Annotated in this window: 17 protein-coding genes; 10 read left to right on the forward strand and 7 right to left on the reverse strand. The window is 71.5% G+C overall.

Annotation, left to right across the window (positions count from 1 at the left end; translation table 11 throughout):
- The first annotated feature begins 58 nt into the window (after nucleotides 1–58).
- Nucleotides 59–682: an Rv1733c family protein gene (locus tag NQU55_RS12225; protein WP_256790497.1), complete on the forward strand. Its 624-nt coding sequence runs from the start codon at nucleotides 59–61 to the stop codon at nucleotides 680–682.
- Nucleotides 683–935: 253 nt separating this feature from the next.
- Here NQU55_RS12225 and NQU55_RS12230 read toward each other — a convergent pair whose 3' ends face one another.
- Nucleotides 936–1,142, reverse strand: coding sequence for a hypothetical protein (locus NQU55_RS12230; protein WP_240977031.1), 207 nt, complete (start codon nucleotides 1,140–1,142; stop codon nucleotides 936–938).
- Between the two features lie 152 nt (nucleotides 1,143–1,294).
- Here NQU55_RS12230 and NQU55_RS12235 point away from each other — a divergent pair, with 152 nt between their 5' ends.
- Together NQU55_RS12235 and NQU55_RS12240 are read left to right on the forward strand one after the other, a co-directional pair.
- A complete protein-coding gene (locus tag NQU55_RS12235) occupies nucleotides 1,295–1,705 on the forward strand; it encodes a LysR substrate-binding domain-containing protein (RefSeq protein WP_240977032.1) in 411 nt (136 codons plus the stop codon).
- A 167-nt stretch (nucleotides 1,706–1,872) separates the two neighbouring features.
- Nucleotides 1,873–3,006 carry a serine hydrolase domain-containing protein gene (locus NQU55_RS12240; RefSeq protein WP_168096591.1) on the forward strand — a complete coding sequence of 378 codons (1,134 nt, stop codon included), beginning with the start codon at nucleotides 1,873–1,875 and terminating at the stop codon, nucleotides 3,004–3,006.
- A gap of 20 nt (nucleotides 3,007–3,026) precedes the next feature.
- Here NQU55_RS12240 and NQU55_RS12245 read toward each other — a convergent pair whose 3' ends face one another.
- Both NQU55_RS12245 and NQU55_RS12250 read right to left on the reverse strand, forming a co-directional pair.
- Nucleotides 3,027–3,320: a hypothetical protein gene (locus tag NQU55_RS12245; RefSeq protein ID WP_168096592.1), complete on the reverse strand. Its 294-nt coding sequence runs from the start codon at nucleotides 3,318–3,320 to the stop codon at nucleotides 3,027–3,029.
- Nucleotides 3,321–3,699: 379 nt separating this feature from the next.
- Nucleotides 3,700–3,861 (reverse strand): hypothetical protein, encoded by a 162-nt coding sequence (locus tag NQU55_RS12250; RefSeq protein ID WP_240976684.1) that lies wholly within the window; start codon nucleotides 3,859–3,861, stop codon nucleotides 3,700–3,702.
- Between the two features lie 191 nt (nucleotides 3,862–4,052).
- Here NQU55_RS12250 and NQU55_RS12255 point away from each other — a divergent pair, with 191 nt between their 5' ends.
- Together NQU55_RS12255 and NQU55_RS12260 are read left to right on the forward strand one after the other, a co-directional pair.
- Nucleotides 4,053–4,652 (forward strand): Rv1733c family protein, encoded by a 600-nt coding sequence (locus NQU55_RS12255; RefSeq protein ID WP_443744699.1) that lies wholly within the window; start codon nucleotides 4,053–4,055, stop codon nucleotides 4,650–4,652.
- 148 nt (nucleotides 4,653–4,800) lie between these two features.
- On the forward strand, nucleotides 4,801–5,673 hold the full coding sequence (locus NQU55_RS12260; protein WP_168094583.1) for a universal stress protein: 873 nt from the start codon (nucleotides 4,801–4,803) through the stop codon (nucleotides 5,671–5,673).
- Between the two features lie 171 nt (nucleotides 5,674–5,844).
- On the opposite strand, the gene NQU55_RS12265 is transcribed toward NQU55_RS12260, so the two are convergent.
- Nucleotides 5,845–6,813, reverse strand: coding sequence for an Acg family FMN-binding oxidoreductase (locus tag NQU55_RS12265; protein WP_168094584.1), 969 nt, complete (start codon nucleotides 6,811–6,813; stop codon nucleotides 5,845–5,847).
- Nucleotides 6,814–7,182: 369 nt separating this feature from the next.
- On the opposite strand from NQU55_RS12265, the gene NQU55_RS12270 reads away from it, so the two are divergent.
- From NQU55_RS12270 to NQU55_RS12290, 5 genes are all read left to right on the forward strand, one after another.
- Nucleotides 7,183–8,406 carry an arginine deiminase gene (locus NQU55_RS12270; protein ID WP_168094585.1) on the forward strand — a complete coding sequence of 408 codons (1,224 nt, stop codon included), beginning with the start codon at nucleotides 7,183–7,185 and terminating at the stop codon, nucleotides 8,404–8,406.
- Nucleotides 8,407–8,442: 36 nt separating this feature from the next.
- Nucleotides 8,443–9,444 carry an ornithine carbamoyltransferase gene (gene argF / locus NQU55_RS12275; RefSeq protein ID WP_168094586.1) on the forward strand — a complete coding sequence of 334 codons (1,002 nt, stop codon included), beginning with the start codon at nucleotides 8,443–8,445 and terminating at the stop codon, nucleotides 9,442–9,444.
- 33 nt (nucleotides 9,445–9,477) lie between these two features.
- Nucleotides 9,478–10,431, forward strand: a complete 954-nt coding sequence (locus NQU55_RS12280; protein ID WP_168094587.1) for a carbamate kinase — start codon at nucleotides 9,478–9,480, stop codon at nucleotides 10,429–10,431.
- Nucleotides 10,428–11,957: a YfcC family protein gene (locus tag NQU55_RS12285; RefSeq protein WP_168094588.1), complete on the forward strand. Its 1,530-nt coding sequence runs from the start codon at nucleotides 10,428–10,430 to the stop codon at nucleotides 11,955–11,957. The genes NQU55_RS12280 and NQU55_RS12285 overlap by 4 nt, the downstream gene beginning before the upstream one ends.
- A 221-nt stretch (nucleotides 11,958–12,178) precedes the next feature.
- Nucleotides 12,179–12,892, forward strand: a complete 714-nt coding sequence (locus NQU55_RS12290; protein WP_256790500.1) for a response regulator — start codon at nucleotides 12,179–12,181, stop codon at nucleotides 12,890–12,892.
- 17 nt (nucleotides 12,893–12,909) lie between these two features.
- Here the strand turns inward: NQU55_RS12290 and NQU55_RS12295 are convergent, their stop codons facing one another.
- The 3 genes from NQU55_RS12295 to NQU55_RS12305 all read right to left on the reverse strand — a co-directional run bounded on the left by NQU55_RS12295 (nucleotide 12,910) and on the right by NQU55_RS12305 (nucleotide 15,774).
- Nucleotides 12,910–14,637 carry a sensor histidine kinase gene (locus NQU55_RS12295; RefSeq protein ID WP_168095894.1) on the reverse strand — a complete coding sequence of 576 codons (1,728 nt, stop codon included), beginning with the start codon at nucleotides 14,635–14,637 and terminating at the stop codon, nucleotides 12,910–12,912.
- Between the two features lie 113 nt (nucleotides 14,638–14,750).
- Nucleotides 14,751–14,903: a hypothetical protein gene (locus NQU55_RS12300; RefSeq protein ID WP_168095891.1), complete on the reverse strand. Its 153-nt coding sequence runs from the start codon at nucleotides 14,901–14,903 to the stop codon at nucleotides 14,751–14,753.
- 28 nt (nucleotides 14,904–14,931) lie between these two features.
- The gene (locus NQU55_RS12305; RefSeq protein ID WP_168095892.1) at nucleotides 14,932–15,774 is read right to left on the reverse strand and encodes a DUF6544 family protein; all 843 of its coding nucleotides are present in this window, start codon (nucleotides 15,772–15,774) and stop codon (nucleotides 14,932–14,934) included.
- Nucleotides 15,775–15,950: the final 176 nt, after the last annotated feature.

Genomic DNA, 15,950 nt, shown 5'->3' on the forward strand with positions numbered 1-15,950 from the left:
CCTGTCGCGAGCGATGGAGTCACCCTGGAGGTGAGTAGGTGGTCACCGAGGAGGTCTCATGGCCACTCCGGAACGGCCGCCCGGTGCACAGCCCGGTCCACCGGGCCCGAGCCCCGGCCGCTTCGCCCGACGACGACTGCCCCTGCCGTTCGGCGGGATGCACGCCTGGCTCGACACCGTGCTGACACTCATGGTGATCATCGGCCTTACGACCGTCCCGCTCGCGGTGGGCACTGCCGTCTATTCCTCCCAGACGCGTATCGCACACACTCAGTCGGCGGAACGGCATCAGGTGACCGCCCGGCTCGTCACGGACGCCCGGGAATTCCCGCAACGCGCCAGGAACGGTGGACCCGACCTTCAAAACGTACGGGTGAGCTGGACGAACGAAAGAGGCGGTACCGCCACGGGCACCGCCCGTGTGCCGACGGGCACACGCGAGGGCTCCGAGGTGCGCATCTGGGTGAACCGGTCGGGCTCCGTCACCGATCCTCCCCTGAGTCGGCCGTCGGCCACGGCCACGGCCTGGCTCACCGGTAGCCTCATGGCCTCGCTGGTGATCGGAGCGGCTCTGGGCACACGACGGGTGCTCGTCGTCCTGCTCGACCGCAGGCGGTACCGGCACTGGGAGGCGGAATGGGAACAAGTCGAGCCCGAGTGGTCCGGACGGGCCCGCGGCTGAGGCCCCTCGGCGTGCCACCCTCGCCCGGCCACATGCCGGCGGAGAACGGAGGCACCACTCCGGAGACCGGGCGGCGCCCTCGGCGGGCGCGCGTCGGCCGGTGTCGGCCCGCCGGCCTTCGAGCAGCGCCTGGACGGCGGGGTGGGGTGAGGTCATGCGCTCCGCCCCGGCCGCGCAGGGTGACGTCGGCTTCCAGCACGAGGTCCCGCACGTAGTCCGACGCCGAAGGCGCTGACAGTGGTGCCGCCGGCTGTCAGCCTGGTGACACGTCTCCACCCGCATCGCGAATCATGCGCTGCAAAACCTTCAGAGTGATCAGGTATTCCTCGTCCGGGATACCGGCGTGCACATGTCTCCGGCTGGCCTGTTGCGTCTGGGCAGCGAGCTGATGCAGCGCCTTGTCTTCGCCGGTGATCCGGAGCCGGCCGTCCGCGTCCGAGACGAGCAGCATGCGCTCCACCAGAAGATCTCCCTCACCGAGGACACATCACAGCGGTTGCTCACCGCCCTGCGCCGCGGCGAACTCGACCTCGCCGTGATCGGCCTTGCCCACAGTGATCCCCCACAAGGCATCAGCCTCCAAGTCATCGTCGACACCCCCTGGTCGCCGCCATGGCGCCCGAGGACCCACTGCTCACCCCCGCCGGCCGCACCGCACTCGCGCTGGCCGCGCTCGCAGGCCGTCCCCTGATCAGCCTCCCGCGCGGCACCGGCCTGCGCGGCGTACTGGAACACGCCTGTGCACAGGCGGGCTTTCAGCCCCGCATCACCCTCGAGGCCGCCGCTCCACACCTGCTGGCGCGCCTCGCAGGACGCGGCCTCGGCGTGGCCATCCTCCCCCGAGGTCCCGCCCGAGGCAGAAGCCAAGCTGGGCCTGCGCACCCTCCCCATCATCGCCCCCACCCTCCGTGGCCGAAATCGCCCTCGCTTGGTCCACGGACGGCCCTGCCGCCCCAGCGGCCAGCGCCCTCCTCACCCGCATGCGGAAGGCATTCCCAACAGCCCAACCCTAAGAACTTCTAACGCATCATGAGTTGCGGGCAGGTCGTGTCTCAGGGGTGTACTGGAGGGGCCGCTCAGGGGCGGATCGGGGGTCTGGTCGGGGCGATCACTGATGGGCAACGTCGGTGGATCTCAGCAGAGTTGTCCTTGTCGTCAAGCCCCGTCAACATTGCCCCGGAGGAACCTCGATGCGTAAACGTCTCGCCCTCACCGCTCTTGCCCTGGCCACCGCTGTCACCGCCGGCGTGGCGGCACCCGCGACCGCCGCCAGGCCGGACCCCGTGCAACAAGAACTGGAGACGCTCCTGCGTTCCGCCGACGCCCCCGGTGCGCTGGCGAGTGTGATGGACCGTAACGGGAACGTCCGTACCTATACTTCGGGGGCCGGGGACCGGGACACGCACGCGAAGATGCCCCGGGATGGTCAGGTGCGGATCGGCAGCGTCACCAAGACGTTCACCGCGGTGGTCGTGCTGCAACTGGTCGGCGAGGGCGAGATCGGCCTTGACGACCCGGTCGAGGAGTACCTGCCGGGCCTCGTGCGTGGGAAGGGGATCGATGGGCACCACATCACGGTGCGTCAGCTCCTGCAGCACACCAGCGGACTTCCCGACTACGAGGACGACGTCACCAACGACATCCTGGAGCGCCGCTACCTCTCCCCCCGCGACGCCCTGGACGTCGCCCTCAGGCACGAAGCCGTCTTCGCACCCGGAGCGAAAGGGGAATGGGGATACAGCAGCACGAACTACCTGGTGGCCGGGCTGATCGTGCAGAAGGTCGCCGGACGGCCCCTCGCCGAGCAGATCGACAAGCGCATCATCCAGCCCATCGGTCTGCGCCACACCTACTTCCCCGCCCCCGGCGAGACGACCGTCCGCGAACGCCACCCCCAGGGCTACCGTCAGGACTCCCCCGGAGCCACCCCGCGCAACGTCACCGAGATTGACCCCTCCGCGTCCTGGGCGGGAGGCGCGATGGTCTCCACCAACTCCGACCTCAACCGCTTCTTCTCCGAGCTGTTGAAGGGCGACGGCAATCGCCTTCTCGACGAGGACCAGCGCGCCCAGATGCGCACCACCGTTGACATGAAGGTGGACGGCTACAACGCCGGCCTGGGAATCATCAGCATGCCCCTGTCGTGTCGCTCCGGCGACAACCGCGTCGCCTGGGGCCACAGCGGTGGGATCCCCGGCTACGGGACCTGGGCAGCAGCCACCGACGACGGCCGCATCGCCAGTGTCACGATGACCCTTGAGCCGAAGACCGGCCAAGCCATGGGGCACCTTGAGGCAGCCATGAAAGCGGGTCTGTGTCCCTGAACCACACCTGGATGGAGTCCTCACAACACGCTTCGTGGATGTCGTCGCGGATTTCCCATCGGATGCGCAGGCGCCGAAACCAGTGCAGGAGTGCGATGGTCAGTCATGGTCGTAGCCGCGGTCGGGCGTAGACCTCCTTGGGCCGCTGCCGGGGGCGGCCGCGCCTGACCGTTCTCGGCCGATTCGATGCGGATGTATAGGTGCTTGTCCTTGTCCTGGCTCAGCACCAGGTTCTTCTGGTCGACCTTCAGCGTCTTCCCGGCCGAGAGGCTGAACAGCCGCCAACTGCCGGGGTTGTCGAGGTATCCGAACACCTTCCACTGGCAGCCTGGGCGAAGGGATTCGGCAGGAGGACAAGTCCATCCCGCCCCTTCGCGTCCTTCGATACGGCCAGGTACCAGTGCTCACCCAAGTCGTCTTCGCCGAAGTCGATGACGAATCGCAGCCGGCCCTCCACCTCTCTGATCACCTCCCGCAGGGTGTCGGCCGCCTGCGGGTCGGCGGGCTCCGTCGTCCCACCGATACCCGGCAGATCCACCATGCCCGGCGTCTGGGCCAGGCAGCCTTGGTGCGAGACGGCGAAGTCCGGCGCTCCCAGGCAGCCCTCGCCGCCGCCCCTTCCCGCAGCACCTGCGCTGCCCGCCGCTGTCCCGGCACGCCCAGGTAGCTGACGGCGGACAGGAACTTGGGGTGCTACCGGGAGGGCTCACGGACGATCTCGTCCAGCCATTCGGTGAAGTACTGCTGCCCCTCGCGGGTGTGCCGGCAGACGGTGCGCGCCGGGCGGCCGCTCACCCGTTCGGTGCCGTCCGCCTCGATCCAGCCGCCCCGGGCCGACCCGGCACCGTGTCGCACAGCGACCCGGTGGTCAGCTTGAAGGCCGGTCCGTCTGCCCTCCCCCGAAGGGCGGTCGCCATGGCGTGGGGGTACATGGCACAGGCCGTACGGCTGCGCCGCGGGACCTTCGGCCCCGTGCCCCCGTCCGGCGGTGGTCCGATGGTTGAGGACAGACGAGCCGGACGGCTCCTGTCCCCAGGAGGCGCACCATGACCACGGATCGCACACCGCCCCCGCACAGGCCGTCCCTTCCCACGGGACGCCGGCGGGCCCTTCCTCCCCGGCGCCCCTGCGACCGCTGCGAGCGCCAGTACCGCGCGTGCTTGCTGGTACTGCTCGCGGCAGCACTGGCATGCGTGCCGTACCTGGCCGGCCGGAGCGCCTACGACGCTCAAATGCGCACGGTGCGGGAGCAGTCGGCGTCGAGGCATCAGATCACCGTGCAGTCGACCGGGGACACGTACGGGGCCCTGTCCCGCTCCGGCACCCGGACGGCCCCGGTCCGATGGACGGACGGCCAGGGCTTGTCCCACACGGACTTCGCCGACGTGCCTTCGGACACGGCCCGGGGCGAGAGGGTGCGGATCTGGGTGAACGCCGCGGGTGAGCCGGCGCGGCCCCCGCTGGAGCGCGGATCCGCCGTGGAGACAGGGTGGTTCACCGGCGCCGCGACCGCCGCGGTACTGGTCCTGGTCTTTCTGGGCGTCAGGGCGGCGGTCGCGGTGGCGTACGACCGCCGGCGGTATGCGCACTGGGCGGCGCAGTGGGAGATCGTCGAGCCGCAGTGGTCGAAGAGGCTCCCGACCTGATGCCCATCCGGCCCGTCGGTTCTCTCCAGGGACTCTCGTCCCGCGGCCGGGGACCTTCGGTCCCTCACCGGGCGGTGGTGGACCGGGAAACAGTATGCACACAGCGGCCTGGCCCGCTTCGTCCCTTCCCGTCTTCTTGGAGGCTCCGATGCCCGGCATCATCACCGTCGGCCTGGACGGTACCGAACACAGCCTGGCTGCCGCGGACTGGGCGGCAGCCGAAGCCCGGCGGCGCGGCATGGCGTTGAGCCTGGTGTTCGCCTGGGTGTGGCGTCCCTCGGACTTTCCCGTCGCCTCGGACGCCGAGGTGCAACGGCGGTGGGCCGTGGACGTGCTGCGCAAGGCCGAGGAACGCGTCACGGCGTCCGCGCCTGATCTGACGGTCACCACCCAGCTGCTGCCGGAGGACCCGGTGCCCGCGCTGATCGCCGCGGCGTCCGTGTCCGAGATGCTGGTCCTCGGTTCGCGCGGCCACGGCGCAGTGGTCGGCTTCCTGATCGGCTCGGTGGCACTCAAGGTGCTGCGCCGCGTGGACGCACCGCTGGTCCTGGTACGCAGCTCTCGTGGGCAGGAACCCCGGTCGGAGTGGGGCGAGGTGGTGGTGGGTGTCCAGGACACGGACGAGGCCGCCGCGCCCGTCCTGGAGTTCGCCTTCGCGACGGCGGCGGCGCGCGGGGCTCGCGTGCGGGCCGTGCGGGCCTGGAGCGTCCCGCCGGTCTTCGCCTGGAGCCCTGGATCGATATACCTGGCCGACGAGGCCGGCGGCCTCGAACCCCTGGAGCGCGAACGACTGGCCGAGGCGCTGCGTCCCTGGCGCGAGAAGTACCCGCAGGTCGCGGTCGTCGAGCACACGGAGCTCGGCAGTGCGGCGGAGGTCCTGCTCGCCCAAGCCACCCGGGCGTCCCTCATCGTCGTGGGGCGCCGCCTTCCCGAACTCGGCGGTCTGCCGCTGATCGGTTCGGTCACCCATGCCGCGCTGCATCACGCGCAGTGCCCCGTCGCGGTGGTCCCCCACCCGTAGCAGCAGCCGCTCATAGGCCCCCTGGTGACCAACCTGACCATCCGCGCCTCCGGCTGACCGGGGGGCAGCAGCGCGACGTGATCAGCCGGACCGTCCACGGAACGGTGTGAACAGCGGTATACGGGGCGCCCGGTTCCCCGTCCCGTGCAAACGCCCCTTTCCCACGCTCCTTCACTGCGAGGTGATCGCCGCCGCGGCGGCGCGGGGCGTGCGCGGGCCCTGGGGACCGTAGCCGAGGCGGATGAGGAACTGCGCGTGTCCCGGCCGGCCGCCGCGCAGGGCCGTGCGCAGGTCCGGCCACTCCAGGGCCTGGTGAAGGGCGGAGGTCCGCACGCCATGCGCGGTGGCCAGGAGCAGCACGCGTTCCAGGGCCTGCCCGGCGAGCAGCCAGTCCACCGGCCTGTCGTGGCCGGTGCACACCAAGGCCAGCTGGGCGTGGCGCTCAAAGGGCAGCGCGGGGACGGGCCGGGTGCGGGAGGAGCCGGTGAAGTCCCGCAGTGGCATGCGCTCCCGGGCGTCCCGGAGCCCCAGGGCAGTGACGGGGATCCCGTACGGTCCGGTGTCCGGGGGAACGATCCAGGCCCGGCTCTCGCGGGTGCGGGCCTCGTCGAGGTGGTTGCGCCGCTCCGCCTCCGCCGTCAGCGCGAGCAGTCGGCGGGTGCCCACGATGTCCGGCAGGTACAGCCGGGCCCCTTCGGCCCGCGCGCCCGAGGCCATTTCGGCCACGATCGCTTCCGGTACGGGCCGGCCGGTGAAGGGCAGCCGGCTGGTGTGCCGCTGTGCGATGGCGTCGTACAGCCGCGGGTGGCGGGAGCGGTCCGCGGACCCGGGGCCCAGTGCGACCGTGGCCAGCAGGCCGGGGTCGCCGGGGTCCGGCAGCAGTTCCGGCACCGGTTCCCAGCCCGTCTCGGCCGCGGCCACCCGTAGGTTGAACACCGCGGCGCCGACCGCCAGGTGCTGCGCCCGCCGCCGCGGGTCCGCGAGGGGCGCGACACGGCCGGTGGCGGCCCGGATCCCGATGGTGCGGGAGGCGGGGTCCGTACGGAACCGCCACGGCTGGGAGTTGTGCATCGACGGCGCGGCGGCAGCCGCGGCCACCAGGGCTTCGAGGGCGTGTGCGCCGACTTCCGGTGCGGACATCGGATCTGTCCTTTCTTCTGGCCCCCGATGTAGGGGGCCGGTTCTTCTGCACGTCCCAGCCTGGGTGGCGAACGGCCGGCGTGTGCACGGGCCAGGGGTCCCTCGTGGCCGGAATCAGGCCCTTTTCTGCGGTACGGCCGGAGCGCGGGCAGGGGCCGTTGGTCCCAGCCGCCCGGAAGGCAGGGGACCTGTTCAAGCCGGGACCAGTGGGCCTGTGTTCAGGCCCAGTGGCGACCGGGAGCGGTGGTGTCGACGTGACACGGTTGCGTTGTTCGACCGGAAGCCCGGAACACCGGGCCACCGGCTCCCGGAGAGCGGCCCGTGCCCGGCCCTCGGCCGGCAGATCGCCGTTCCCGTCTCTGGAGAGTCATGGACTTCCACGTTGATTCCGAAGCCGGCCGGCTGCGGCGGGTCATCCTCCACCGCCCGGACCTGGAACTGAAGCGTCTCACCCCCACGAACAAGGACGAGTTGCTCTTCGACGACGTGCTGTGGGTCAAGCGCGCCCGGGAAGAGCACGACGCATTCGCCGACGCCCTGCGGGACCGCGGGGTGACCGTGCACTACCTGACGGACCTGCTCACCGAGGCCCTCTCCCGGCCCGCCGCCCGCGCTCTGGTGCACGACCGGGTCTTCGACGAGCGGGAGTTCGGCCCCCTGGCCACCGACGGCATGCGGGCCGCCTTCGACGCGATGGCCCCGGCCGAGCTCGCACGGAACCTCATCGGCGGCGTGACCAAGCGCGAGCTGATGAGCCGCCTCGGCACCGTCTCCAGCGTCCGCCTGCACACCATGGCCCCCGACGACTTCGTCCTGGCGCCGCTGCCCAACCACCTCTTCACCCGCGACACCTCCTGCTGGGTGTACGACGGCGTGAGCGTCAACCCGATGAAGAAGAGCGCCCGCCGGCGCGAGACCGTGCACTTCGAAGCGATCTACGAGCACCACCCGCTCTTCGAGAAGCAGGAGTTCCAGCGGTGGTCCGGCGGACAGGCCGACCACCCGTCCACCATCGAGGGGGGCGACGTCCTGGTCATCGGCAACGGGGCGGTCCTGGTCGGGATGAGCGAGCGCACCACCCCGCAGGCCGTCGAGCAGCTGGCACTGCGGATGTTCGCGGCCGGCTCCGCCCGCCGGGTGGTGGCCCTGGAATTGCCGAAGAAGCGCAGCTTCATGCATCTCGACACCGTGATGACCATGGTCAGCGGCGACACCTTCACCCAGTACGCCGGTCTGGGCATGCTCCCCTCGGTCACCATCGAGCCGGGCGGGGAGGGCGAGAAGCTCCGCATCACCGACCACGCCCCGCAGGAGATGCACCACGCGATCGCCGACGCCCTGGGGCTGTCCTCGATCCATGTCCTCACCGCGACCCAGGACGTCCACTCCGCCGAGCGGGAGCAGTGGGACGACGGTTGCAACGTCCTGGCCGTCGAGCCGGGCGTCGTCGTCGCCTACGAACGCAACGTCACCACCAACACGCACCTGCGCCGCAGCGGCATCGAGGTCATCACCATCCGCGGCAGCGAGCTCGGCCGCGGTCGCGGCGGCCCGCGCTGCATGAGCTGCCCCGTCGAGCGCGACGCCGTCTGATCCGCCCGTCCGTACCCCCCCCAGGAGACACCGGCCATGGCTCTCAACCTCCGTCACCGCAGCTTCCTCAAGGAACTCGACTGCACCCCCGCGGAGTTCCGCTTCCTGCTGGACCTGTCCGCCCGGCTGAAGGCCGCCCGGTACGCAGGCACCGAACAGCAGCGGCTGCGCGGGAAGAACATCGCCCTCATCTTCGAGAAGACCTCCACCCGCACCCGCTGCGCCTTCGAGACGGCCGCGTACCAGCAGGGCGCCCGGGTCACCTACCTCGAGCCCAGCGGGTCGCAGATCGGCCACAAGGAATCCATCAAGGACACCGCCCGCGTCCTCGGCCGCTTCTACGACGGCATCGAATACCGCGGCAGCAGCCAGAGCGTCATCGAGGAACTCGCCGACTTCTCCGGCGTCCCGGTGTGGAACGGCCTCACCGACGAATGGCACCCCACCCAGTCCCTCGCCGACGCGCTGACCATGTGGGAGAACACCGACAAGCCCTTGCACGAGATCTCCTTCGCCTATCTCGGCGACGCCCGCAACAACGTCGGCAACTCCCTGCTGATCACCGGCGCGATGCTCGGCATGGACGTGCGCATGGCCGGCCCGAAGAGCCTGCGCAACGCACCCGACGTGGTCAAGGAGGCGCTGCGCACCGCCGAGTCCACCGGCGCCCGGATCACCCTCACCGAGGACGTGGCGGAGGGCGTGGCGGGAGCGGACTTCCTCTACACCGACGTGTGGGTGTCGATGGGCGAGCCCAAGGAGATCTGGGACGAGCGCGTCGCGCTCCTCAAGCCCTACCAGGTGACCATGGACGTGCTCAGGGCGACCGGCAACCCCCGCGTGAAGTTCCTGCACTGCCTGCCCGCCTTCCACGACGACAGGACCACGCTGGGCGCCGAGATCCTGGCCCGCACCGGCATGACGGCCCTGGAGGTCACCGACGAGGTCTTCGAATCCTCGCACTCCGTCGTCTTCGACCAGGCCGAGAACCGGCTGCACACCATCAAAGCCGTCCTCGTCGCCACCCTCGGCGACTGACGCCCCCTCACCCACCACCCCACAGGAGAAGCCATGCGCGTCGTCGTCGCGCTCGGCGGGAACGCCCTGCTGCGCAGGGGAGACCGGCCGGACGCAGCCGTGCAGCTCGCCAACGTCAGGGCGGCCGTGGCCGCCCTGACCCCCCTCGCCCACCGTCACGAGCTGGTGATCACCCACGGGAACGGGCCGCAAGTCGGCCTGCTCGCCCTCCAGAGCGCCGCCGATCGCAGCCTCAGCTCCCCGTACCCCTTCGACGTCCTGGGCGCCGAGACCCAGGGCATGATCGGCTACTGGCTGCTGCAGTCGCTGCAGAACGCCCTTCCCGACCGGCAGGTGTGCGCCCTGCTCAACCAGACCCTCGTCTCCAGCGCCGACCCGGCCTTCGAGAACCCCACCAAGTTCGTGGGGCCCGTGTACGGCCAGGAGATGGCCGAGCGGCTGGCGGCCGAGCGCGGATGGACCGTACGGCAGGACGGCGGCCACTGGCGCCGGGTCATACCGTCGCCGGTACCGCAGCGCGTCGTCGAGACCCGGCTCATCCGGCTGCTGCTGTCCTCCGGCGCGGTCGCCGTGTGCGCCGGAGGCGGCGGCGTCCCGGTCATCCGTGACGAAGCCGGGCAGCTGACCGGGGTCGAGGCCGTGGTGGACAAGGACCTCACCGCGGCCCTGCTCGCCGAGGCCCTCGACGCCGACGCACTGCTCCTGCTCACCGACGTGCCGCAGGTCATGCGCGGCTGGGGCACGCCGGAGGCCGAACCCATCGGGCACACCACGCCCGGGCGGTTGCGGGCCGAGGACTTCCCGGCGGGGTCCATGGGCCCGAAGGTGGAGGCGGTGTGCCGGTTCGTCGAGCTCACCGGCGGCATGGCCGCCATCGGCTCGCTCGCCGACGCCGGAGCTCTCCTCGACGGCACCGCCGGAACGGTGGTCACCCCTGGCGGGCGCCCGCTGGAACCGGTCGCCGGTGAAGCGCTGGCGCGGTCATGAGCACCGGCACCACGCCGCGCACCGCTCCGGAGCCGCAGGGCGCCCCGGAGCAGGACGGCGGTTCCCGCAGAAGGAAGCCGCGCTTCCCGTCCGCCTTCACCGTGCTCGTCGCCGTCACCGTCATCGTCTGGGGCCTGACCTTCGTCGTGCCGGCCGGGCGCTACGACACCAAGGACGGTGCTCCGGTTCCGGACACCTACCACACGGTCGATCTCGCCACGGGGTTCGCGGGCCGGCTCAAGGACCTCTTCCTCGCACCCGTCAACGGCCTGTACGGCGTCACGAACGAGGACTCCGGCCTGACCGCACCCGGCGGTGACGGAGCGTTCTTCGGAGCGGCGGGAGTGTTCCTCTTCGTCCTGGCCGTCGGCGCCTTCATCACCGTCACCCTGCGGTCCGGTGCCCTCACCTCCGGGGTCGCCCGGCTGGCCGAGCGGCTGCACGGGCACCGGACGCTGCTGCTGGTCGTCCTGACGGCGCTGTTCTCCCTGGGTGGGACCACGTACGGCATGGCCGAGGAGACACTCGGCTTCTACGGCCTGATGGTGCCGCTCGTACTGAAGCTGGGCTACGACCGGATGGTCGGCGCCACCGTGATCATGGTGGGCGCCGGAGTGGGCACCCTCGCCTCCACGGTGAACCCGTTCGCCACAGGCGTCGCGTCCGACAGCGCCGGCATCGGCACCGGCGACGGCATCGTCCTGCGCCTGCTGATGTGGGTCGCCCTCACCGCGCTGGCCGCCTGGTACCTGGTGCGCTACGCAAACCGCGTCCGGAAGGACCCCGGACGCTCGCTGGTGGAGGAGCTGCCCGAGGACGAGGAACTGCGGCGGCAGGAGGCGGCGGCAGCACCGCTGACCGTACGGCAGCGGGTCGTGCTGGTCCTGTTCGCGGCGACCTTCCTCTTCATGATCTTCGCGGTGATTCCCTGGGCCGACCTCGGCATCGGCTTCCTGCCCACCCTGGGCTGGTACTTCCCGGAGCTGGCCGCGCTGTTCATCGTGGCGGCCGTGGCGGTCGGCTTCCTGTCCGGCCTGGGCGAGAAGGGCACTGCGGAGGCCGTGGTGGCGGGTGCCGGGGACTTCATCGGGGCAGCCGTGATCATCATGCTGGCTCGCGGCGTCACGGTCATCATGAACAACGCCAGCGTGACGGACACCGTCCTCCACGCGCTGCACAGCGTCGTCTCGGGCACGTCCTCGGGGTTCTTCGCGGTGCTGATGTTCCTGGTCAACCTGCCGCTGGCGTTCTTCGTGCCGTCGTCCTCGGGCCACGCGGCCCTGGCGATGCCCATCCTCGCGCCGCTCGCCGACTTCGCCGGGGTGAGCCGGTCCGTGGTGGTCACCGCTTACCAGTCGGCATCGGGGTGGATCAACCTGATCACCCCCACGTCGGCCGTGGTGATGGGCGGCCTCGCCCTGGCGAAGGTCCGCTACGACCGGTACCTGCGGTTCGTGGCCCCGCTCATGGGCATGCTGCTGGTCGCGGTCGCGGGCTTCATGGTCCTCGGAGCGGCCCTCGGATGAAGGCCGCATGTCTGTGGGACCCGGCTCCGGCCGGGCCCCACAGACATGCGGAGGACGGCATCCGCCACCGCCCCCGGGGGCCGAAGAGCCAGGATGGGGCCTGTACGCGGGGTTCATGGGGCCGTTAGGCCCTGTCCGAACGACCCCGGTCCGGGGCACGCTGCACGACGGGACCTGTCGGGGATGACCCGGCGGAACGAGTGTGATGGAGAGTGTTGGGAATGCCGGACAGTGCCACGGAGCAGGCGAAGACGACCAGGGTCTTCCTGCTCGACGACCACGAAGTGGTGCGACGCGGGGTCCACGACCTGCTGGACTCCGAACCCGGCCTGACGGTGGTCGGCGAGGCGGGCACCGCGGAACAGGCCCTGGCCCGGATCCCGGCGCTGCGCCCGGACGTGGCGGTGCTGGACGTACGGCTGCCCGACGGCGACGGCGTGGCGGTCTGCCGGGAGCTGCGCTCCCGCATGCCCGGGCTCGCCTGCCTGATGCTGACCTCCTTCGACGACGAGGAAGCCCTGCTCGACGCCATCATGGCCGGAGCGGCCGGCTACGTCCTCAAGCAGATCAGCGGCACCGACCTGGTGACGGCGGTCCGCACGGTGGCCTCCGGGCAGTCGATGCTCGACCCCGGAGCCGCGACCCGGCTGATGGCCCGTCTGCGAGGCGAGGAGACGGGCAAGCAGCAGCCGCAGGCCCTGGCGGGCCTGACCGACCGCGAACGCGAGATCCTCGGCCTCATCGGCGAGGGAATGACCAACCGTCAGATCGGCCAGAAGCTGTATCTGGCAGAGAAGACGGTCAAGAACCACATCTCCCGGCTGCTGGCCAAGCTGGGGGTCGAACGGCGCGTGCAGGCGGCCGTGATCGCCACCGAGGCGCTGGCCACCGAGCATCAGCAGCCCCTGCGCCCCGGGCACGGGGCCCAGGGCTGACACGAGCGCCGCCGGTCCTACGGGCGGCCCAGCGGCGCCGTCCACACCAGGCGGCTGCCGCCCTCGGAGGGAGACTGGACCTCCAGGCCGCCGCCGACGGACTCGGCCCGTTCGGCGAGGTTGCGCAGCCCGCTGCGGCGCCCGCCCTCGGGGATGCCGACGCCGTCGTCGGCCACGGTCAGCAGCACTCGGTCGGCCGTGGCCTGCAGTCCCACCTCCACTCGCGTGGCGCGGGCGTGCCGGGCGACGTTGCTCAGGGCCTCGACGAGCACCGCGACGACGTGGTCGGCCACCTGTGCGGGCACGTCGGTGTCCAGCAGCCCCTCCATGCTGAGGCGCGGCGGGAAACCGAGGTGAGCGGCGGCCTCGCCCACGGCACGTGCCGCGCGGGCGCGCAGCAGCGGGCTGGGCTCGGAGTCCCTGGCCCGCAGCCCGAAGATGGTCGAGCGGATGATTTTGATGGTGTCGTCCAGATCGCCCACGGCTCGCGTGACGCGCTCGGCGGCGCCGGAGTGGTCGATGAACCGGGCGGCGCTCTGCAAGGTCATGCCCGTGGCGAAGAGCCGCTGGATCGCCAGGTCGTGCAGATCGCGGGCGATGCGGTCGCGGTCCTCCAGCAGCGCCAGCTGCTCGGCGTCCCGCCGCCGGTCGGCCAGCTCCAGCGCGAGGGCCGCCTGTCCGGCGAAGACCTCCAGCGGCCGGATCTCGTCCTCGGTGAACGCCGGCCGGTCGGCGGTGCGGGCCAGCAGCAGCACGCCCCGCGCCGCCCCGGCCCCCGTTCCCAGCGGCACCGCGACCGCCGGCCCCAGGCCTTCGAAGCACCGCGGACCGGAGGCGAACCGTGCGTCACCAACGAGATCGGCGGTGACCGCCGGGGCTCGCGAGCCGTAGGCCTGCCCCGACAAGGTACCCGCCACCGGGGCCATGAGCCCGGCGCGCTCCTCGGTTCTCATCCCGATCGCCAGCTCGACCTGGAGTTCCGTGTCCGACACCGGCACGCAGATGTCCGCCAGCACCGCCCCGGTGATCTCCCGGGCCCGGACGGCGATCAGTTCCAGAACGTCCTGGCGCGCCGTGCCCGACAACAGGCTGTTGGTGATTTCCCCGGCGACCTGGAGCCACTGGTGCTGCCGCTGGGATGCCTCGTACAGGCGGGCGTTGTCGATGGCCACGCCGGCGGCTACGGACAGCGTCGTGAGGACCGCCTCGTCCTCGGCGTCGAACTCCGCTCCGCCGCGCTTGTCGGTGAGGTAGAGATTGCCGAAGACCTCCTCGCGCACCCGGATGGGCACGCCCAGGAACGTGTGCATCGGCGGATGGTGGGCGGGAAAGCCGTAGGAGGCGTGGTGCGTCCCGAGGTCCTTCAGGCGCAGCGGCTCGGGCTTGCGGATCAGCTCACCGAGGATGCCGTGGCCGGAAGGGAACGGGCCGATCTCGTCGATCTCCTCCTGCGAGAGGCCCACGGTCAGGAACTGCGACAGGGTGCGACCGTCCGGGCCGATCACGCCCAGCGCCGCGTACTGCGCGTCCACCAGCACGGCTGCCGCCTCGACGATGCTCCGCAGCACATGGGTGAGATCCAGCTCCCGCCCCACGGACAGCACCGCCTCCAGCAGGCTGTGCACCCGGTCCCGGGTGCCGCGTGCGTCGTCGATCCGCGCCTGCAGCTCGTCCAGCAGCTCATCCAAGTGCAGCCGCGGCATGCGCGACTCCTTCGCGTCCCCGTCCACCGGCACCCTCCTCATGCGTCGCGGGGCCTGGAGGCCCTGCAAGGACTCACGGTAACCGTCCTTGCAGGCTCACCGGGAACGGGTGCGCGAAGCCGAGGGGACGGCCGGGCCCCGCGTCCCGGGGACGCCTATCCGTCGCAGGGGACGAGGCGGATGGCGGTGATCCCCTCCGGGTGGATGCGCACCGTGAAGTCCATGGTCCGGTCCACCCAGGGGCGCAGCGCGGCCCGGTAGCGGGCGAGATCCGCGGGCCCCGTACGCGGAGGGGGAACGGCCGACACCGCCGTTCCCCCTCCGCGCCTTGCGCCGTCAGTGATGCGCGGCCTCGTCAAGGGCGAAGCGGATGAACTCCCCTTCACGCCACCGCTCGGTGCCGAACCACCAGCCAGCACGGACGGTGCGCGGCAACGTGAAACCGCCGAAGTGGCTCTCCCCCTCGAAGACGGCGCCGAAGGGGTGTTCCCCGTACCCGTGCCTGTCAGGGTTACCCCACCGGAGCATGGCGACCGACTCGAGGCGTCCGGAGGGTGACACGCGCATGGTGACAGCGAACTCCTCCTGCCCGATGCGGACGTGCGCCACCGCCTGCCGGTCGTCGACCGGCTCCCAGCACACCGCCGGCCCCAGGGCCACCGGCGGCACCAGGGGGAATTCACAGGCCAGGCGGCCGGCCGCACTGCGGGTGATGTCGGGGCCGGAGCCCGACATGACGGGGACCGCGCGCAACAGCCGCCACCGCATCTCCCCGGTGCCCCCGCTGTAGCGGTCGAAGCCGCTGACGGGCAATCCGCCGAGGCGCGACCCGGCCACCCAGACCAGCCCCCGCGGCGGCGCGAGAACCTGGTGGGCGCGGAAGCGCCGCCAGGTGCCCATCCGGATTTCGCCGTGCGTGACCAGCACAACCGTTTGCAGCAAAGGCGCACCCGGAGCGACGGCGTGGGCCAGCCACCTCCTCACGGGCGACGGCAGGCCGTCGGTCATGTGCGGGTCGAACCGGGCCGGCGCCACCGTGGGGGCGGCCAGGGCGGCCCACTCCCTCCGTACCCGCCGGGGCGGCGCGGGTACGGCCGGCCGCGCGGCCGGGGTGCCGGTCCCGGTGGACGCGCCGACCCGTATCGCGCGGCTGTTGTCGGACGGAACGCATCCGGTCATCACGGCCTCCTCGGGCCCGGCTCCGGCCGCCGGGCCGACGACATTCGACCCTGGCCGTCTCCCGCGGCCTGCGCCAGGGCCGAACGGCACCGGGAAGCGACCACCTCACCGGGAATCGCGGCGCCCTTCGCCCGAGGTCCGTTCGGTCCCCTGCGGGACCGGCGTCCGCCGGCCCC

Origin of the sequence: Streptomyces telluris (assembly GCF_024519335.1) — a bacterium.
GTDB classification, from domain to species: domain Bacteria; phylum Actinomycetota; class Actinomycetes; order Streptomycetales; family Streptomycetaceae; genus Streptomyces; species Streptomyces telluris.